Source organism: Pseudoduganella umbonata (assembly GCF_014192225.1).
Classification (GTDB): Bacteria; Pseudomonadota; Gammaproteobacteria; order Burkholderiales; family Burkholderiaceae_D; genus Rugamonas; species Rugamonas umbonata.
On the sequence record NZ_JACHXS010000020.1, the window covers coordinates 1 to 16,614 of the forward strand.

General features: G+C 63.5%; 18 protein-coding genes and 1 other RNA gene. 8 read left to right on the forward strand and 11 right to left on the reverse strand.

All coding sequences use genetic code 11. The features are described from left to right. The first annotated feature begins 8 nt into the window (after positions 1-8). Positions 9-893: an IS1595 family transposase gene (locus FHS02_RS30710; RefSeq protein ID WP_371870610.1), complete on the forward strand. Its 885-nt coding sequence runs from the start codon at positions 9-11 to the stop codon at positions 891-893. 110 nt (positions 894-1,003) lie between these two features. Here FHS02_RS30710 and groL read toward each other — a convergent pair whose 3' ends face one another. After that, positions 1,004-2,650 (reverse strand): chaperonin GroEL, encoded by a 1,647-nt coding sequence (groL, locus tag FHS02_RS30715; RefSeq protein ID WP_130187818.1) that lies wholly within the window; start codon positions 2,648-2,650, stop codon positions 1,004-1,006. Between the two features lie 38 nt (positions 2,651-2,688). Further along, on the reverse strand, positions 2,689-2,979 hold the full coding sequence (groES, locus tag FHS02_RS30720) for a co-chaperone GroES (RefSeq protein WP_130187819.1): 291 nt from the start codon (positions 2,977-2,979) through the stop codon (positions 2,689-2,691). A 349-nt stretch (positions 2,980-3,328) separates the two neighbouring features. Here groES and FHS02_RS31890 point away from each other — a divergent pair, with 349 nt between their 5' ends. From FHS02_RS31890 to FHS02_RS30740, 5 genes are all read left to right on the forward strand, one after another. Next, complete coding sequence (locus FHS02_RS31890) at positions 3,329-3,463, forward strand: hypothetical protein (RefSeq protein WP_259772414.1); 135 nt, start codon at positions 3,329-3,331, stop codon at positions 3,461-3,463. 170 nt (positions 3,464-3,633) lie between these two features. After that, complete coding sequence (locus FHS02_RS30725) at positions 3,634-3,864, forward strand: hypothetical protein (protein WP_137314413.1); 231 nt, start codon at positions 3,634-3,636, stop codon at positions 3,862-3,864. Further along, entirely contained in the window at positions 3,861-4,172 is a 312-nt protein-coding gene (locus tag FHS02_RS30730) for a cell division protein ZapA (RefSeq protein WP_137314412.1), read from the forward strand. The genes FHS02_RS30725 and FHS02_RS30730 overlap by 4 nt, the downstream gene beginning before the upstream one ends. 56 nt (positions 4,173-4,228) lie before the next feature. Then, positions 4,229-4,409, forward strand: a non-coding RNA gene (gene ssrS, locus FHS02_RS30735) — 6S RNA. A gap of 130 nt (positions 4,410-4,539) precedes the next feature. Continuing rightward, entirely contained in the window at positions 4,540-5,004 is a 465-nt protein-coding gene (locus FHS02_RS30740) for an EVE domain-containing protein (RefSeq protein WP_229422712.1), read from the forward strand. A 123-nt stretch (positions 5,005-5,127) separates the two neighbouring features. On the opposite strand, the gene lgt is transcribed toward FHS02_RS30740, so the two are convergent. Together lgt and FHS02_RS30750 are read right to left on the reverse strand one after the other, a co-directional pair. After that, the gene (gene lgt / locus FHS02_RS30745) at positions 5,128-5,946 is read right to left on the reverse strand and encodes a prolipoprotein diacylglyceryl transferase (protein WP_137314411.1); all 819 of its coding nucleotides are present in this window, start codon (positions 5,944-5,946) and stop codon (positions 5,128-5,130) included. Continuing rightward, on the reverse strand, positions 5,947-6,843 hold the full coding sequence (locus FHS02_RS30750; RefSeq protein WP_137314410.1) for a LysR family transcriptional regulator: 897 nt from the start codon (positions 6,841-6,843) through the stop codon (positions 5,947-5,949). It lies immediately after the preceding gene. A 146-nt stretch (positions 6,844-6,989) separates the two neighbouring features. Here FHS02_RS30750 and ilvD point away from each other — a divergent pair, with 146 nt between their 5' ends. Then, positions 6,990-8,852 (forward strand): dihydroxy-acid dehydratase, encoded by a 1,863-nt coding sequence (gene ilvD, locus FHS02_RS30755; RefSeq protein WP_137314409.1) that lies wholly within the window; start codon positions 6,990-6,992, stop codon positions 8,850-8,852. A gap of 200 nt (positions 8,853-9,052) precedes the next feature. Here the strand turns inward: ilvD and FHS02_RS30760 are convergent, their stop codons facing one another. Further along, positions 9,053-9,283, reverse strand: a complete 231-nt coding sequence (locus FHS02_RS30760) for a TIGR04438 family Trp-rich protein (protein ID WP_137314408.1) — start codon at positions 9,281-9,283, stop codon at positions 9,053-9,055. A 188-nt stretch (positions 9,284-9,471) separates the two neighbouring features. Between FHS02_RS30760 and FHS02_RS30765 the strand changes: the two genes are divergently transcribed. Further along, positions 9,472-9,783, forward strand: coding sequence for a c-type cytochrome (locus tag FHS02_RS30765; protein ID WP_137314407.1), 312 nt, complete (start codon positions 9,472-9,474; stop codon positions 9,781-9,783). 73 nt (positions 9,784-9,856) lie between these two features. Here the strand turns inward: FHS02_RS30765 and FHS02_RS30770 are convergent, their stop codons facing one another. The 6 genes from FHS02_RS30770 to folD form a co-directional block, all read right to left on the reverse strand. Then, positions 9,857-10,987: a branched-chain amino acid ABC transporter substrate-binding protein gene (locus tag FHS02_RS30770; RefSeq protein WP_137314406.1), complete on the reverse strand. Its 1,131-nt coding sequence runs from the start codon at positions 10,985-10,987 to the stop codon at positions 9,857-9,859. A 108-nt stretch (positions 10,988-11,095) separates the two neighbouring features. Continuing rightward, positions 11,096-12,232 carry a branched-chain amino acid ABC transporter substrate-binding protein gene (locus FHS02_RS30775; protein WP_137314405.1) on the reverse strand — a complete coding sequence of 379 codons (1,137 nt, stop codon included), beginning with the start codon at positions 12,230-12,232 and terminating at the stop codon, positions 11,096-11,098. A 170-nt stretch (positions 12,233-12,402) separates the two neighbouring features. Further along, a complete protein-coding gene (locus FHS02_RS30780) occupies positions 12,403-12,969 on the reverse strand; it encodes a hypothetical protein (RefSeq protein WP_137314404.1) in 567 nt (188 codons plus the stop codon). Continuing rightward, positions 12,966-13,427 (reverse strand): DNA polymerase III subunit chi, encoded by a 462-nt coding sequence (locus tag FHS02_RS30785; RefSeq protein WP_137314403.1) that lies wholly within the window; start codon positions 13,425-13,427, stop codon positions 12,966-12,968. The genes FHS02_RS30780 and FHS02_RS30785 overlap by 4 nt, the downstream gene beginning before the upstream one ends. 87 nt (positions 13,428-13,514) lie before the next feature. Next, complete coding sequence (locus FHS02_RS30790; protein WP_137314402.1) at positions 13,515-15,593, reverse strand: M3 family metallopeptidase; 2,079 nt, start codon at positions 15,591-15,593, stop codon at positions 13,515-13,517. A 47-nt stretch (positions 15,594-15,640) separates the two neighbouring features. Then, positions 15,641-16,486: a bifunctional methylenetetrahydrofolate dehydrogenase/methenyltetrahydrofolate cyclohydrolase FolD gene (gene folD, locus FHS02_RS30795; RefSeq protein WP_137314401.1), complete on the reverse strand. Its 846-nt coding sequence runs from the start codon at positions 16,484-16,486 to the stop codon at positions 15,641-15,643. Positions 16,487-16,614: the final 128 nt, after the last annotated feature.

The window sequence follows — 16,614 nt, forward strand, 5'->3', positions numbered from 1 at the left end:
TGCGTGCCCTGCTCGAGTCGGCGTCCTCACTGGCGACCTGTCTTGAACTGATCGAGAAGTTCGGCCGGCCCTGCGATCGTTGTCCGCATTGCGCGACTACCCGCATCCATCGTCACGGCAGCACTGGTGGGCTGCAACGCTACCGCTGCGTAGCGTGCCGCCGCACCTTCAATGCGTTGACTGGCACACCCTTCGCTTTCTTGCGCCTGCGCGGCAAATGGCTGCCGTTCCTGGAGGCGGTGCTGGATTCGCGCACGGTCCGGGGCGCCGCCGAAAACATCGGCATCCACCGCAATACCAGCTTTCGCTGGCGCCATCGTTTCATGGGCGCAGCACGGCACGACCGGCCACCCCGGCTGCAAGGCATCGTCGAGGCGGATGAGACCTACCTGCTCGAATCGCAGAAAGGCAGCCGGCACCTTGACCGGCCGGCGCGCCGGCGTGGCGGCAAGGCCAGGCGGCGCGGCATCTCCAAGGAACTCGATTGCATCCTCGTGGCACGCGACCGTGACGGCAAAACCCGGGATTTCGTCTGCGGCCGAGGCCCGGTCACGGCGCACCAGCTGGCGCGCCACCTGTCCCCAGTGTTGGCCGCCGATGTCTTGCTGGTGTCGGACAGCGCTGCCGCTTACCGCACGTTCGCGCGCCGCGCCGGCATCCTGCATCAAGCAGTCAATCTGAGGGCAGGCATGCGCACCCGCGTCGCCATCCACCTGCAACATGTGAACGGTTATCACAGCCGTTTTCACAGCTGGCTGTCGCGGTTCAATGGCGTAGCGAGCAAATACCTGCCGAACTACCTGGGTTGGCGCCATGGCCTCGACGGGCGGCGCTGGCTTGCTCCTGCAGACTGCCTGATCGCTGCGCTGCGCGGCAATGACACTCTTTCTTGATGACCTGGCGAAACTTCCAAAGGTTCGGGTGACAGCGCCAATAAAAAAGGCCGCTTCCGAAGAAGCAGCCTTTCAAGGTGCAGCCGACCGGAGCCGGCTTGACCGCATGATTACATCATGCCGTCCATGCCGCCCATGCCACCCATGCCGCCCATGCCACCCATGCCGCCGGCTGGCTTGTCTTCCACCACTTCGGCCACCATGCAGTCGGTCGTCAGCATCAGGCCGGCGATCGACGCGGCGTTCTGCAGTGCCGAGCGGGTTACCTTGGCCGGATCCAGCACGCCCATTTCCACCATGTCGCCATAGGTGCCGTTGGCAGCGTTGTAGCCGTAGTTGCCGGTGCCGCCCAGGACAGCGTTGACCACCACCGACGATTCTTCGCCGGCGTTCTGCACGATCATGCGCAGCGGCTCTTCCATCGCGCGCAGCACGATCTTGATGCCGGCTTCCTGGTCAGGGTTGTCGCCCTTCACGGTCAGCGCAGCGCGGGCACGCAGCAGGGCCACGCCGCCGCCAGGAACGATGCCTTCTTCCACGGCAGCGCGGGTGGCGTGCAGTGCGTCTTCCACGCGGGCTTTCTTTTCCTTCATTTCGACTTCGGTGGCAGCGCCAACCTTGATCACGGCAACACCGCCGGCCAGCTTGGCCACGCGTTCCTGCAGTTTTTCACGGTCGTAGTCCGAGGTCGCTTCTTCGATCTGCGCGCGGATCTGGCGAACGCGGCCTTCGATGCCGGCAGCTTCGCCAGCGCCGTCGATGACGATCGTGTTTTCCTTGCCCACTTCGATGCGCTTGGCCTGGCCCAGTTCGGCCAGCGTGACTTTTTCCAGCGTCAGGCCGACTTCTTCAGCCACCACCTGGCCGCCGGTCAGCACGGCGATGTCTTCCAGCATGGCCTTGCGGCGGTCGCCGAAGCCCGGAGCCTTCACTGCGCAGGTCTTCAGGATGCCGCGAATGTTGTTGACCACCAGGGTCGCCAGCGCTTCGCCTTCGATGTCTTCGGCGATGATCAGCAGCGGACGGCCGGCTTTCGCCACTTGCTCCAGTACCGGCAGCAGGTCGCGGATGTTCGAGATTTTCTTGTCGAACAGCAGGACGAACGGGTTCTCCAGGACAGCGACTTGCTTTTCCTGGTTGTTGATGAAGTACGGCGACAGGTAGCCGCGGTCGAACTGCATGCCTTCCACGATGTCCAGCTCGTCGTTCAGCGACTTGCCGTCTTCCACGGTGATGACGCCTTCCTTGCCCACTTTTTCCATCGCTTCAGCGATGCGCTCGCCGATCGAGTAGTCCGAGTTCGCGGAGATCGCGCCAACCTGGGCGATTTCTTTCGAGGTGGTGCATGGCTTGGCGATCTTCGTCAGTTCTTCGACGGTGGCGGCGACAGCCTTGTCGATGCCGCGCTTCAGGTCCATCGGGTTCATGCCGGCGGCAACGAACTTCATGCCTTCGCGCACGATGGCCTGGGCCAGCACGGTTGCGGTGGTGGTGCCGTCACCGGCGTTGTCGGAGGTCTTCGATGCGACTTCCTTCACCATCTGCGCGCCCATGTTCTGGAGCTTGTCTTTCAGTTCGATTTCTTTGGCGACCGAAACGCCGTCCTTGGTCACGGTCGGGGCGCCGAACGAGCGCTCCAGCACCACGTTGCGGCCTTTCGGGCCCAGCGTGACTTTGACCGCGTTGGCCAGGATGTTGATGCCTTCAACCATTTTGGCGCGCGCTGCGTCGCCGAAAATCACTTCTTTAGCTGCCATGTTGGAAATCTCCAGATTCTATGTAAGGGGTCGGCCGATTACTTGTTGACGATCGCCAGGATGTCTTCTTCGCGCATCACCAGCAGCTCTTCGCCGTCAACCTTGACAGCCTGGCCGGAGTATTTGCCGAACAGAACGCGATCGCCAACTTTGACTTCCAGTGCGCGCAGCGTGCCGTTGTCGGCAACCTTGCCGTTGCCCACTGCCAGCACTTCACCCTGGTCCGGCTTCTCGGCGGCGGCATCAGGAATGATCAGGCCCGACGCGGTCTTGGTTTCCTGGTCCAGGCGTTTAACGATGACGCGATCGTGCAAGGGGCGAAGGTTCATACAAAACTCCTTATGTGTACAGTGAGGTTGATTCGTTGTTAGCACTCTCGACTAACGAGTGCCAACAATTATAGGGATGGTCATAAGTGATTTCAAGAGAATTCATATTAGGAAAATTTCTAGGGGCCGGCGGGCATGCCCGGGCATCGATGGCCGGGACCACGGCGAAGCCCGTTTGTGTTTTGACAAAGCCTCGCGGGAGGTGCAAACTGTCCTACGCATTTGGAAGCATCATCCAACACTGCACCAGCAACACTGCTTAGCAACACACCAGCAACACTGCACCAGCGATTCCCAAGAAATTGCATTGAAAACATTGCATTGATATCTTTGTTTTGCGGAGGCTGCGATGTTCCAGACGAAATTCCCGAGAGACTTGCATGCGCCCGAGTGGGTGCGTGTCGCGATCAACGTGGCTGCCGGTGCCGCGCTGGGCGTGCTGGCTGGCGCCATGCTGCTGCTGGCCTTGGGCACGGTCACCTGACGTTCCCGGCAATTCTCGCCATGCCGCCGCCCGGTGGCATGGTTCCAGACGCATGGCCCAGCCGCTTGCTGCGGCTGTCTTATCGTCACGTTCCCTTATTAAGATGTAATTAAGTGTAGAACGCTGCCGATTCGGTTGACCATGTTATCGCGCCGCCCTATAGTGGCGGGATGATTGCAGACTTCCAAGAACTTTCCGACAAGATCGAGCAGTTGGCCGAACTGACGCAATCGCTGCGTCGCGAAAACGCGCAGCTGCGCCAGGCCAACGCTGCGCTGGTGGCTGAAAACCTCGGTCACCAGAAGCGCCTGGCCGAAGCGCATGCACGCGTGTCGGCATTGCTGGAACATATTCCGCCGCTGGAAACGGCAACCCCCGAGAAAGAGGACATCCAGTCATGAGCAATGTGGACGTCAACATCCTCGGTTCGTCTTACCGCCTGGTCTGCAAGGAAGGCGAAGAACGCGCGCTGCGCGAAGCGGCCGCGCTGCTGGACAAGAAAATGACCACCATTCGCGACACCGGCAGGGTGAAGGGCAACGACCGTATCGCCGTGATGGCGGCGCTGTCGATGGCGGCCGAATTCCTGACGGCGAAGGCGCCGGCCGGCCCGCTGTCGGAGATCTCGCTGCTCGAAGTGCAGCACAAGATCGCCGCGATGCACCGCGTGCTCGACAGTGCGTTGACCCCCCAGGAAAATCTGTTCTAGTGCTTCCATTTGCACGATAAGACTTTCCCTCAGGCCGTTTGAGGAGTAAACTGCGTCTCACCCTGCGGTGTTCGAGAAGTGCCATATATTCCTTGAACCATTAACACGCATAGGTCGCGGAACATTGTTCGGCGGGTGTGAGCGTCGCTAGTCCGATGAACCCGAAGTTGAACTGACTGTGGCCGCCTTGAACCGTTAGGTTCAGGATGCCGGCATGACGGCACAGGCGGGGCCCTATACTGCAGTACTGAAAGCGGTTGTCGCACTGAAAGGTGCGCAGCCGCTTTTTTACGCCCAGCTTTTTTACGCTCAGATTTTTGGGCCCAGCTTTCTCGCGTCCATCCTATTCATGTCCGGAGCCGTGCCGATGCCGAAACAGTACTGGCTGATGAAGTCCGAACCCGACGACGTCAGTTTCGACGACGTGCTCGCCTCGAAGAACCAGACCACGTCCTGGTATGGCGTGCGCAATTACCAGGCCCGTAACTTCATGCGCGACGCCATGCAGGTCGGCGACGGCGTGCTGTTCTATCACTCCAGCTGCGCGGTACCGGGGATCGCGGGCATCGCGGAAATCGCCAGCACGCCATATCCGGATGCCACGCAGTTCGATCCGGCCAGCCCTTACTACGACGCCAAGGCCACCGCGGAAAACCCGCGCTGGACCGGCATCGACGTCAGGGCGGTGAAGCAGGGGCGCTATGTGGAGCTGAAGGAGTTGCGCAGCCATCCCGAGCTGGAGAACATGCGCCTGCTGGCCAAGGGCAGCAGGCTGTCCGTGATGCCGGTGGAAGCGGACGAGTGGCGCTTCATATTGAAGCTGATCGGCTGAAGGGCCAGCCGGGAGACTGGCCGAGGAACTGGCCGAGGACTAACTGAAGGACCGGCGATGAAGGACCGGCCGTGAGACCGGCGGCGCAGGCTTGACCGCCTGCGCATGCGGCGACAGGGCGCGCTAGGCGTGCGCCGGCGCCACGCCGTAGCTTTTGCGCCGGTACGACCACACCAGCATCGCGATGGCCGCAACGATCATCGGCAGCGACAGCACCTGGCCCGACGTGATCGGCAGCCCCAGTACCGTGGTTTCCCAGTCCGGCGTGCGGAAATACTCGGTGAAGAAACGCGCGCAGCCATACAGCAGCGTGTACATGGCGCCTACCGCGAGGCGCGGCCGGGCATGGCGGGCGAACATCCACAGGATGATGAACACGAGGATGCCGTCCACCAGCATCTGGTAGATCGGCGACGGGTGGCGCGGCAGCGCGTCCACGTTCGGCCAGATCATCGCCCACGGCAGGTTCGGGTCGAGTACCGGGCGGCCAGGCAGTTCGGCGTTGATGAAATTGCCGAGGCGCCCGGCGGCATACCCGAGCGGCACCATCGGCGCGATGAAGTCATACACGTCCAGCAGGTTGCGCTTCGCCTTGCGCGCCCAGAACCACATCGCGATCAGCACGCCCAGGAAGCCGCCGTGGAAACTCATGCCGCCTTGCCAGACCTTGAAGATCTCCAGCGGCGTGGCGAACAGGTGCGGCTGGTAGAAGATCACTTCGCCCAGCCGGCCGCCGACCACCACGCCCAGCATGCCGTAGAACAGCATGTCGTCCAGGTCCTGGTTCTTCCAGCCCAGCGCGGCGATGTGCGGCTGTTTGATGCGCACGCGGCCCAGCGCGATGAACAGCGCGAATGCCAGCACGTACATCAGGCCATACCAGTGGATCGCGACCGGGCCGAGATGCAGGGCGACGGGATCGGGCATCGGGTGGATCAGCATTCAGAGTCTCTTTCTCATCAAGTCCAGGAAGCCCTTGAGGACAGGGGATGTATTGTCTCGGCGCCATGCCAGGCCCGTCTCGACGAGCGGCGTGGCCTGCGCCAGCGGGCGGTATTCTACTCCCGGGCGGCGCAGGTTGGAGACCGATTGTGGCACAAGTGCGATGCCCATGCCGGCCGACACCAGGCTGACGATCGTTTGCATCTGGATGGCTTCCTGCCCGATGATCGGCGTGATGCCGGCGGCGCGGAACACGGCCAGGATCGCGTCGTACAGCCCCGGCGAAATCGCGCGCGGGAAAATGATCAGCGGCAGTGGCGGCAGCGTGCGCAGGTTGGCTTCGGGCTTGCCGCGCAGTTCCGGCAGGCTGGCCGGCGAGGCCAGGATCAGGGGCTCGTTGAGTACCGGCAGGTAGTCGAGATCCGCTTTCGCCTTGTCCGGCAGCGGCGGGATCAGCAGGCCCGCATCGACGCGGCCGTGCAGCAGTTCTTCCAGCTGCAGGTCGGAGGTGGCTTCCTGCAGCGTGATCTGCACCTGCGGAAAGGCGGCGCGGTAGGCCCGCAGCGAAGGCGGCAGCACGCTGTAGTCGGCGGACGACACGAACGCCAGTACCAGCTTGCCCGTGGTGCCCGACGCGGCCCGCTTGACCAGGCCCGGCAGTTCTCCGGCCTGGGCCAGCAGGCGGCGCGCTTCGGGCAGCAGCGCTTCGCCGGCCGCGGTCAGTGCCACGCCGCGGCGGTTGCGGTCGAACAGGGCGGCGCCCAGCAGGTCCTCCAGCGCGAGAATGGTCTGCGACAGCGGCGGCTGCGTCATGTGCAGGCGCTTGGCCGCGCGGCCGAAGTGCAATTCCTCGGCAACGGTGACGAAGTAGCGCAGCTGGCGTAGTTCAATGTTCATTTCAGTGATATCTCCAGGCTCTCACAGGGCATTAAATCATATATTTGACAACTGATGGCAACGCGCGCAAGCTGATGCCCTTTCGCGCATCTGTCCGCGTGTGCCGCGGTTGCTGCTGTTTATATAAGTCCGAGGAGACATCCATCATGCCAACCTACCGTTCCTACACCACCACCCAGGGCCGCAACATGGCCGGCGCCCGCGCGCTGTGGCGCGCCACCGGCATGAAGGATGGCGATTTCAGCAAGCCGATCATCGCCGTCGTCAACTCGTTCACGCAGTTCGTGCCGGGCCACGTGCACCTGAAGGACCTGGGCCAGATGGTCGCGCGCGAGATCGAGGCCGCCGGCGGCGTGGCCAAGGAATTCAACACGATCGCCGTGGACGACGGTATCGCGATGGGCCACGGCGGCATGCTGTACTCGCTGCCGTCGCGCGACCTGATCGCCGATTCGGTCGAGTACATGGTCAATGCGCACTGCGCCGATGCGATGGTGTGCATCTCGAACTGCGACAAGATCACCCCGGGCATGCTGATGGCCGCGATGCGCCTGAATATCCCGACCATCTTCGTGTCCGGTGGGCCGATGGAAGCGGGCAAGGTCGTCAAGGTCGTCAACTCCGACAAGAAGATCATCAAGCTGGACCTGGTGGACGCGATGATCAAGGCGGGCGATGCCACCGTGTCGGATGCCGACGTGGCGGAGATCGAACGCTCGGCCTGCCCGACCTGCGGCTCCTGCTCCGGCATGTTCACCGCGAACTCGATGAACTGCCTGACCGAGGCGCTCGGCCTGTCGCTGCCGGGCAATGGCACGATCCTGGCCACCCACTCCGACCGCAAGGAGCTGTTCCTGCGTGCCGGCCGGCTGATCGTGGAGATCACCAAGCGCCACTACGAGCAGGACGATTACTCGGTCCTGCCGCGCAATATCGCCTCCAAGGCCGCCTGGGAAAACGCCATGGCGCTGGACGTGTCGATGGGCGGCTCGACCAACACCGTGCTGCACCTGCTGGCCGCCGCGCACGAAGCCGAGGTGTCGTTCACGATGGCCGACATCGACCGCATCTCGCGCAACGTGCCGTGCCTGTGCAAGGTGGCGCCGATGACGGACAAGTACCACATCGAGGACGTGCACCGCGCCGGCGGCATCATCGCGATCCTGGGCGAGCTGGCCCGTGCCGGCCTGCTCGACACGTCGCTGCCGACCGTACATTCCAGGACGCTGGGCGAGGCGATCGAGAAATACGACATCAAGCGCAGCGACGACCAGGCGGTGCATCAGCTGTTCCGCGCCGCGCCGGGCGGCGTGCCGACCCAGACGGCGTTCTCGCAATCGGAACGCTTCGAGGCCAACGACCTCGATCGCACGGCCGGCTGCATCCGCGACCGCGAGCATGCCTATTCGCAGGATGGCGGCCTGGCCGTCCTGTACGGGAACATCGCCGAGAAGGGCTGCATCGTGAAAACGGCCGGCGTCGATGAAAGCATCCTGAAGTTCTCCGGCAAGGCGCGCGTGTTTGAAAGCCAGGACGCGGCGGTGGAAGGCATCCTGGGCGACACGGTCCATGCGGGCGACGTCGTCATCATCCGCTACGAAGGCCCGAAGGGCGGCCCGGGCATGCAGGAAATGCTGTACCCGACCTCGTACATCAAGTCGAAGGGCCTCGGCAAGGCTTGCGCGCTGTTCACCGATGGCCGCTTCTCCGGCGGCTCCTCGGGCCTGGTGATCGGCCACGCCTCGCCGGAAGCGGCCGAAGGCGGCGCCATCGGCCTGGTGGAAGAGGGCGACATGATCGACATCGACATCCCGAACCGCACGATCAACCTGCGCGTGACGACCGAGGAACTGGCGCATCGCCGCGGCAAAATGGAAGACAAGGGTGCCGCCGCCTGGCATCCGGTCAACCGCGAACGTGCCGTCTCCCAGGCACTGCGTGCCTACGCCGCGCTGACCACCTCCGCCGACCGCGGCGCCGTGCGCGACCTGTCGCAGCTGAAGCGGTAATTTTTAAACGGTCGAGGCCGTGTCCGCGTGCCAGGCACGGTGACACGGCCTCAGCGGCAACGTTATTTATTTTCCGCGAGCCGAACCCGTGTCCGCGTGCCAGGCACGGTGACACGGCCTCAGCGGCAACGTTATGCATTTTCCGCGAGCCGAACCCGTGTCCGCGTGCCAGGCACGGTGACACGACCTCAGCGGCAACGTTACTTCTTTTTCCGCGAGCCGAACCGGCCGGCGACGCGGTCCTTGCGGCGTTGTGCATCCACGTCGTGCGCCTTGCGCTTGTCCAGCCCCAGCATCGGTTCGACGAACTCGAACCAGATGAACGCAACACCCATCAGCCCCACGATCCACCACCACGACAGGTCGGCAAAGCGCCAGACTTCGAAAAAGCGCAGTGTGCAAAGTACAATGATGGCAAGGATGATCGGCATGGCTGGCTCCGGTGAGCGGTCCATGGTACTTACAAAATTTACGTATTGCAACAATTCGAGGTCAACGGACTGCCGGGGCAACCCGTTGTGGCAATAGACGCTATACGTACCCCGCCATACGTACTCGCCGATGCGAAACGCGTTAGAATCACCGCGGGTTTAATGTAGAGAAATCGTTGGAGAGATCGATGAAACGTTTCGTGATGGGTGCAATGGTAGTGGGCGCGGCGTTCGTGTCGCAGTCGGCGATGGCGAATGCGGACCTGGCGAAGGCAAAGAACTGCATGGCTTGCCACGCTGTTGCGAACAAGCTGGTGGGTCCGGCCTACAAGGATGTGGCCGCCAAGTACGCGGGCCAGAAGGATGCCGAAGCCAAGCTGGTCGGCAAGGTGATCAAGGGCGGTTCCGGCGTGTGGGGCGCGATCCCGATGCCGGCCAACCCCCAAGTGAGCGAGGCGGATGCGAAAACGCTCGTCAAATGGATCCTGGCGCAGAAGTAATCTTCCGCGCCGTAGCAATAAAAAACCGGGCAATGCCCGGTTTTTTTACGCCAGCTCGTTCACAGCCGCATGCTTATTTCACCACCTCGATCAGCGTCTTCTTCCCGCCGCGGAACGTGAACAGTGTCAGCGCGCCATCCTTGATGTCGCCGGCGGCATCGAAGGCGATCGTGCCGGTAATGCCCGGATAGCTCACTTTCGACAGGGATGGCAGGTATTGCTTCGGATTGGCCGACTTCGCGTTCGCCATCGCCGTGGCCATCGCCATCACCGCGTCATACGAATACGGTGCGTAGATCTGCAGCTCCTGGCCATAGCGCTTCTTGTAGCGGCCGGCGAATTCTTCCATTTTCTTTTGCTGCGCCGGCGTCACGCCGCCCGCCTCCGCGCACACGATCGCGTCGTCGCCCGCGGTCGGGCCGGCCAGTTTCGGCATGGCTTCGGTGCAGATGCCGTCGCCGCCCATCAGCTTGGTCTTGATGCCCAGCGCCTTCATCTGGCGCAGCAGCGGGCCGCCCACCGAATCCATGCCGCCGAAGAAGACCAGGTCGGGATTCTTCGACTTGATGCTGGTAAGGATCGCGTTGAAATCGGTGGCCTTGTCGTTGGTGAACTGCTTGTCGACGATCTGCGCGCCTTTCGCAGCCTTGATGAATTCCGTCGCCACGCCCATGCCGTAGGCGGTGCGGTCGTCGATCACGGCGATCCGCTTCGCGCCCAGTTTCTGCACGGCGTACGTGCCCAGCGTGCCGCCCAGCTTCAGGTCGTTGGCGACCACGCGGAACGTGGTGTTGAATTTCTGGCGCGTGTAGACAGGGCTGGTAGCCGATGCCGAGATCTGCGGGATGCCGGCGTTGTAGTAGATGCGCGACGCGGGAATCGACGTGCCGGACGTCTGGTGGCCGATCACGCCGTTCACTTTCTGGTCGGCCAGCTTCTGTGCGGCCGCCGTCGCCTGCTTCGGCTCGGCGGCGTCATCTTCGGCCAGCAGCACGAACTTGACGGCCTTGCCGTCGATCTTGAAGCCCTTGGCGTTCAGGTCTTCCACGGCCAGCCGCGCGCCGTTCGACGTGTCCGTGCCCAGGTGGGCGGACTGGCCCGACAGCGGGCCCACATAGCCGATCTTGACCACTTCCTGCGCCATCGCGCCGCCAGCGGAGAGCAGGGTGGCGCCGATGGCCAGGGAAATCAGCTTCTGTTGCATATACGGTTTACTCCAATACTTATGCGGCCAGCAAATAAGGGCCGCTGAAAAAACAAAAGGCCGTCCACCAGGGGACGGCCGCACGGTTTGTCTCCGTCGTTATCCTGTTTACTTGACCACTTCCATCCGCGTCTTCTTGCCGCCGGTGTACGTGAACAGCGTCAGCGCGCCATCGTTGATGTCGCCGAACTGGTCGAACGTGATCAGGCCCGTCACGCCCTGGTACTTCACCTTCTTCAGGAACGGCAGGTATTTCTTCGGATCGCTCGATCCGGCATCCTGCATCGCCTGCGCCAGCGTCATCACGGAATCGTACACGTACGGCGCATACAGCTGCACTTCCTGGTTGTAGGCCTTCTTGTAGCGGGCGCGGAAGTCGTCCATGTTCTTTTGCAGTTCCGGCGGCACGCCGCCCGCTTCGGCGCAGGTCACCACGCCATCGGCGGCCGCGGTGCCGGCCAGGCGCGGCAGCGCGTCGGTGCAGACGCCGTCGCCGCCCATGAACTTGGCCTTGATGCCCAGCGCCTTCATCTGGCGCAGCAGTGGGCCGCCCACCGCATCCATGCCGCCGAAGAACACCAGGTCCGGGTTCTTCGCCTTGATACTGGTGAGGATCGCGTTGAAGTCGGTGGCCTTGTCGTTCGTGAACTGCTTGTCGACGATCTGCGCGCCCTTGGCGCCCTTGATGAACTCGGTTGCCACGCCCATGCCATAGGCGGTGCGGTCATCGATCACGGCGATCTTTTTCGCGGCCAGCTTGTCCACCGCGTACTTGCCCAGCGTACCGCCCAGCTTGGCATCGTTGGCGACCACGCGGAACGCGGTGTTGAACTTCTGCTTCGTATAGACAGGGTTGGTGGAGGCCGGCGAGACCTGCGGGATGCCGGCATTGTAATAGATGCGCGATGCCGGCACCGTGGTGCCGGAGTTCAGGTGGCCGACCACGCCGTTGACCTTGGCATCGACCAGCTTCTGCGCCACGGTCGTGCCCTGTTTCGGGTCGGCACCGTCGTCTTCCAGGACGAGCACGAATTTCACCGGCTTGCCGCCGATCTTGATGCCCTTCGCGTTCAGGTCGCTGACCGCCATGTTGGCGCCGTTCTCGTTATCCTTGCCGAGGTGCGACTGGGCGCCGGAGACCGGGCCCACGTGGCCGATCTTGATGATTTCCTGCGCGCCTGCCGGCACTGTGGCGACAGCCGCGAAGGCTACTGCGATGGCTGCTGCGATGGACTTCGTCTGCATTCTCGTCTCTCCAATGAAAGTGGTGGACGCCTCGTGAGCGTCATTCTGGCAGAAGGTACAACAAATTTTTCGATTGGCAAAGGTGCAAATGGCGATTGTTGCGGCGCGCACCGGCAGGGGGCATGCATGCACCGCTCCGGGCGCTTCTTCAGGCGCATTTCACCGTGCTTTCACTCTGCTGGTGCCTGCAGCGCCGCAAGCTCCTGCCGCACGGAAGCCGCCACGGCCTGGGCGATCGATTCGCCGAGACCGGACTGCAGGTCGGCGGCGAGATGCTGCAGGACCCGGTCGAGACGTTCGGCGACCAGCGCATCGACGCGCGGCATCAATTGCCGCACGATGCGTTCGCTGAGCGCCTGCTCGATGGCGGCCAGATCAACGGCGGCCAGATCAATGGCGGCCTGCGGTTCGGCGGCCTGCGGTTCGGCGGGCGCGGCGGTTTCCCTGGCCGGTTCCGCGGCCATCGCCGGTTCAGCCGCGGTCGCCGGTTCCCCTTCCATGCCGGCCTCGACGTCGGCATCGGCCGGCACGACCAGGTCGATCACCGGTGCCGGCGCAGGCACGGTTGCGGCTACCCCCGCGCCGGTGCGCCAGACCGCCGGCCTGGAGGCGGGAGCCGGCGTCGCCGCATAGGAAGCGGCGGACGCAGGGGCCGAAGTCGGAGCAGGAGCGGGCGCAATCTCCTGCAGCACTTCCGTCAGCACCGGGATGCCGGCATCGAACGGTCCCGGGCTCACGATTTGCCTACGCTGAGGTGGGTGGGCTGGAAGTCCTGCCGTTTATAGGCGACGAAACGGATGCGCCCGGCGGCCGCGTCGTCTTCGTCGGTGGACACCACTTCGATCAGGCGGGGAAAGCTTTCGAACTGCACGGGAGCACGGCGTGCCAGGTTCACCAGCAGGTCGGCCGGCGGCAGTTCCACGCTGTCGCTGTCGGCCAGCACGATCGGCGTATCGGGCGCCAGCGGGTCGTTGGCGTGCACGTGGGGCAGGAAGTCGACGTCGGAAAAGCTCCACAGCGCCGCATCGAGCGCCGCCAGCTGCGCGCCGTCTTCCGTCATCACGACGATGCGGTTCTTCGCGCCGGACGAGCTCGAAGCGTTGGACGAGCTCGAAGCGTTGTAGGCCTTGCGCAGCAGGCGGCACGCGTAGGCGATCTTGTCGGGAACGTTGGTGTGGAAATCGATGCGGGTCATGGGCGCTATTGTAGCGCGGTGGGGCAGGGGAAACCGGTGTCGGACACCCGTTGGGTGTCCGACACCATGGCGCTTACTTCGGCCGCATCATGCTGCCATGCCGCTGTGCCGGAGGAGCGCGTCGATCTGCGGCTCGCGGCCGCGGAAGGCGGTGAACGATTCCAGCGCCGGCCGCGAACCGCCGACGGACAGGATCTCGTGCAGGAACTTGCGGCCCGTATCGACCACGCGCTCGTCGGCGCCTTCCAGTTCCGCCGCTTCCTCGAACGCCGCATACGCGTCGGCGGACAGCACCTCGGCCCATTTGTAGCTGTAATAGCCCGCCGCGTAGCCGCCGGCGAAGATGTGGCCGAACGAGTTCTGGAAGCGGTTGAACGCCGGCGGGACGATGACGGCGAAGCGGCTGCGCACTTCGTCGATCACGTCCTGTACCGACTTGCCCGATTCCGGTTGATAGTCGTAGTGCAGGTGCATGTCCAGCAGCGAGAACTCGACCTGGCGCAGCGTCTGCAGGCCGGACTGGAAATTCTTCGCCGCCAGCATCTTGTCGTACAGCGCGCGCGGCAGCGGCTCGCCCGTCTTCACGTGCGCCGTCATGTGCGACAGCACGTTCCACTCCCAGCAGAAGTTTTCCATGAACTGCGACGGCAGCTCCACCGCATCCCACTCCACCCCGGCGATGCCGGACACGCCCAGTTCCTCGACGACGGTCAGCATGTGATGCAGGCCATGGCCGAATTCGTGGAACAGCGTGATCACCTCGTCGTGCGTGAACAGCGAAGGCTGCACCTTGCCGTCGATGACGGCCGGTTCCGTGAAGTTGCAGGTCAGGTAGGCGATCGGCGTCTGCAGCTGGCCGGCTTCCACGCGGCGGCTGCGCGCATCGTCCATCCACGCGCCGCTGTTCTTGCCGGGGCGGGCGTACAGGTCCAGGTAGAACTGGCCCACCAGGTTGCCGTCGCGTTCGATGCGGAAGAAGCGCACGTCCTTGTGCCACGTGGGCGCCTGGTCCGGCAGGATCTGCACGCCGAACAGGTTCTGCACCAGCTTGAACAGGCCGTCGATCACCTTGTGTTCGGGGAAGTACTGCTTGACCTCCTGCGCCGAGAATGCATAGCGGTGCTGCTGCAGCTTCTCGGAAGCGTAGGGCAGGTCCCATGCGTTCAGTTCCGTCAGGCCCAGGTGTTCGGCCGCGAAGGTCTTCAGTTCCTCCAGGTCCTTCTCGGCATAGGGGCGGGCGCGCTTTGCCAGGTCTTCGAGGAAGCCGATCACCTGTTCGGGGCTCTGCGCCATCTTCGGCACCAGCGAGACCTCGGCAAAGTTCTGGTAGCCCAGCAGCTGCGCCTCTTCGGCGCGCAGCTGCAGCAGTTTCACGATGTTCGCGCCGTTGTCCCACTTGTCGCGCTCGCTGAACACGTCGCCCAGCTCGGAAGCCTTGGTGGCATTGGCGCGATACACCTTCTCGCGCAGCGCGCGGCTGTCCGCGAACTGCAGGATCGGGTAATACGACGGGAAATGCAGCGTGAACTGCCAGCCCTGCTTGCCGTCTTTCTCCGCCAGGGTTTTCGCGGCGTGCTTCACGTCGTCCGGCAGGCCGGCCAGCTCGGCTTCATCCTCGACCAGCAGTTTCCAGTCGTTGGTGGCGTCCAGCACGTTTTCCGAGAAGCGCGTCGACGTGGCGGCATGCTCTTCCTGGATCTGCGCGAAGCGTTCCTTCTGCTCGGCCGGCAGCTCGGCGCCGCCCATGCGGAAATCGCGGATCGCATTTTCCACGATGCGCTTGCGCGCCGGCGACAGCGTGGCGAATTCCGGCGAGGCCTGCAGCGCCTTGTACTTGGCGAACAGCGCCTCGTTCTGGGCCAGCTCGGTCCAGAACTCCGTCACCTTCGGCAGGTTCTCGTTATAGACCGCGCGCAGCTCGGGCGTGTCGGCCACGTTGTTCAGGTGACTGACGATCCCCCATGCACGGCCCAGCAGTTCGGTGGCGTTTTCCAGCGGCGTCACGAAGTTCTGCCACGTCACCGGGTCCACCGGCGCTTCCAGCTGCGTCACCACGGCGCGGTTTTTCGCCAGCAGTTCGTCGATGGCCGGCGTCACGTGTTCCGGCTTGATCGCGTCGAAACGCGGCAGGCCGCCAAAGTCCAGCAGGGGGTTGTCAGTCGTCATCGGTCATTCCTATGGTTGAGAGCCGTGCCCGGCTCATTCGATACTGTTCAGCCGCGTTCTGCGGACTCGATGGTATTCATCAACAACATCGTGATCGTCATCGGGCCGACACCGCCGGGTACCGGCGTAATGTGCGCGGCCACTTCCTTGATGCCGGCAAAATCCACGTCGCCGCACAATTTGCCATTATCGTCGCGGTTCATGCCTACATCGATCACGATTGCGCCCGGCTTCACCATGTCGGCGGTCAGCGTGTTGCGGCGGCCGACGGCTGCCACGACCACGTCGGCCTGCTTCGTATACACGGAGAGGTCCGGGGTAGCACTGTGGCAGATGGTGACGGTGGCGTTGGCCTGCAAGAGCAGCAGGCCCATCGGCTTGCCGACCGTGTTGCTGCGGCCGATCACCACCGCGTGCTTGCCGCGCAGGTCGACGCCGGTCGATTCGATCAGCTTCATGCAGCCGTACGGCGTGCACGGGCGGAAGCCTTCCAGGCCGGTCATCAGTTCGCCGGCGGACAGTACCGAATAACCGTCGACGTCCTTGGACGTGGAAATGGCTTCGATGACCTTGTGCGGATTGATGTGCTTCGGCAGCGGCATCTGCACCAGGATGCCGTGGATCGCCGGATCCGCGTTCAGTGCCGCGATACGGTCGAGCAGGGCCTGTTCGCTCAGGTCGGCGTCGTATTTTTCCAGCACCGAGTGGATGCCCACGTCGCCGCAGGCCTTCACCTTGTTGCGCACGTACACCTGGCTGGCCGGGTCTTCGCCCACCAGGATCACGGCCAGGCCGGGCTGCTTGCCGTTGGCGGTCAATGCGGCAGCGCGGGAGGCGATTTCGGCGCGCAGTTTCTGGGAGAGGGCGATTCCGTCGATGAGTTGGGCAGACATGATGATTGGCTAAGGTGGGATGAAAGACCGCCATTATAAATGCGCGCTGCCGGCTGCCGGCACTTCCCGTCTCGTCATAGGGTGGGAAAGCGCGCGCAGCCGTCTCGCGGCTAGCCGGCGAAAACAAC

Excerpts from the sequence above, each read along its gene's own strand:
- groL (WP_130187818.1), bottom strand. The coding sequence starts at position 2,650 with ATGGCAGCTAAAGAAGTGATTTTCGGCGACGCAGCGCGCGCCAAAATG.
- groES (WP_130187819.1), bottom strand. The coding sequence starts at position 2,979 with ATGAACCTTCGCCCCTTGCACGATCGCGTCATCGTTAAACGCCTGGAC.
- FHS02_RS31890 (WP_259772414.1), top strand. The coding sequence starts at position 3,329 with ATGTTCCAGACGAAATTCCCGAGAGACTTGCATGCGCCCGAGTGGGTG.
- FHS02_RS30725 (WP_137314413.1), top strand. The coding sequence starts at position 3,634 with ATGATTGCAGACTTCCAAGAACTTTCCGACAAGATCGAGCAGTTGGCC.
- FHS02_RS30730 (WP_137314412.1), top strand. The coding sequence starts at position 3,861 with ATGAGCAATGTGGACGTCAACATCCTCGGTTCGTCTTACCGCCTGGTC.
- FHS02_RS30740 (WP_229422712.1), top strand. The coding sequence starts at position 4,540 with ATGCCGAAACAGTACTGGCTGATGAAGTCCGAACCCGACGACGTCAGT.
- lgt (WP_137314411.1), bottom strand. The coding sequence starts at position 5,946 with ATGCTGATCCACCCGATGCCCGATCCCGTCGCCCTGCATCTCGGCCCG.
- FHS02_RS30750 (WP_137314410.1), bottom strand. The coding sequence starts at position 6,843 with ATGAACATTGAACTACGCCAGCTGCGCTACTTCGTCACCGTTGCCGAG.
- ilvD (WP_137314409.1), top strand. The coding sequence starts at position 6,990 with ATGCCAACCTACCGTTCCTACACCACCACCCAGGGCCGCAACATGGCC.
- FHS02_RS30760 (WP_137314408.1), bottom strand. The coding sequence starts at position 9,283 with ATGCCGATCATCCTTGCCATCATTGTACTTTGCACACTGCGCTTTTTC.
- FHS02_RS30765 (WP_137314407.1), top strand. The coding sequence starts at position 9,472 with ATGAAACGTTTCGTGATGGGTGCAATGGTAGTGGGCGCGGCGTTCGTG.
- FHS02_RS30770 (WP_137314406.1), bottom strand. The coding sequence starts at position 10,987 with ATGCAACAGAAGCTGATTTCCCTGGCCATCGGCGCCACCCTGCTCTCC.
- FHS02_RS30775 (WP_137314405.1), bottom strand. The coding sequence starts at position 12,232 with ATGCAGACGAAGTCCATCGCAGCAGCCATCGCAGTAGCCTTCGCGGCT.
- FHS02_RS30785 (WP_137314403.1), bottom strand. The coding sequence starts at position 13,427 with ATGACCCGCATCGATTTCCACACCAACGTTCCCGACAAGATCGCCTAC.
- FHS02_RS30790 (WP_137314402.1), bottom strand. The coding sequence starts at position 15,593 with ATGACGACTGACAACCCCCTGCTGGACTTTGGCGGCCTGCCGCGTTTC.
- folD (WP_137314401.1), bottom strand. The coding sequence starts at position 16,486 with ATGTCTGCCCAACTCATCGACGGAATCGCCCTCTCCCAGAAACTGCGC.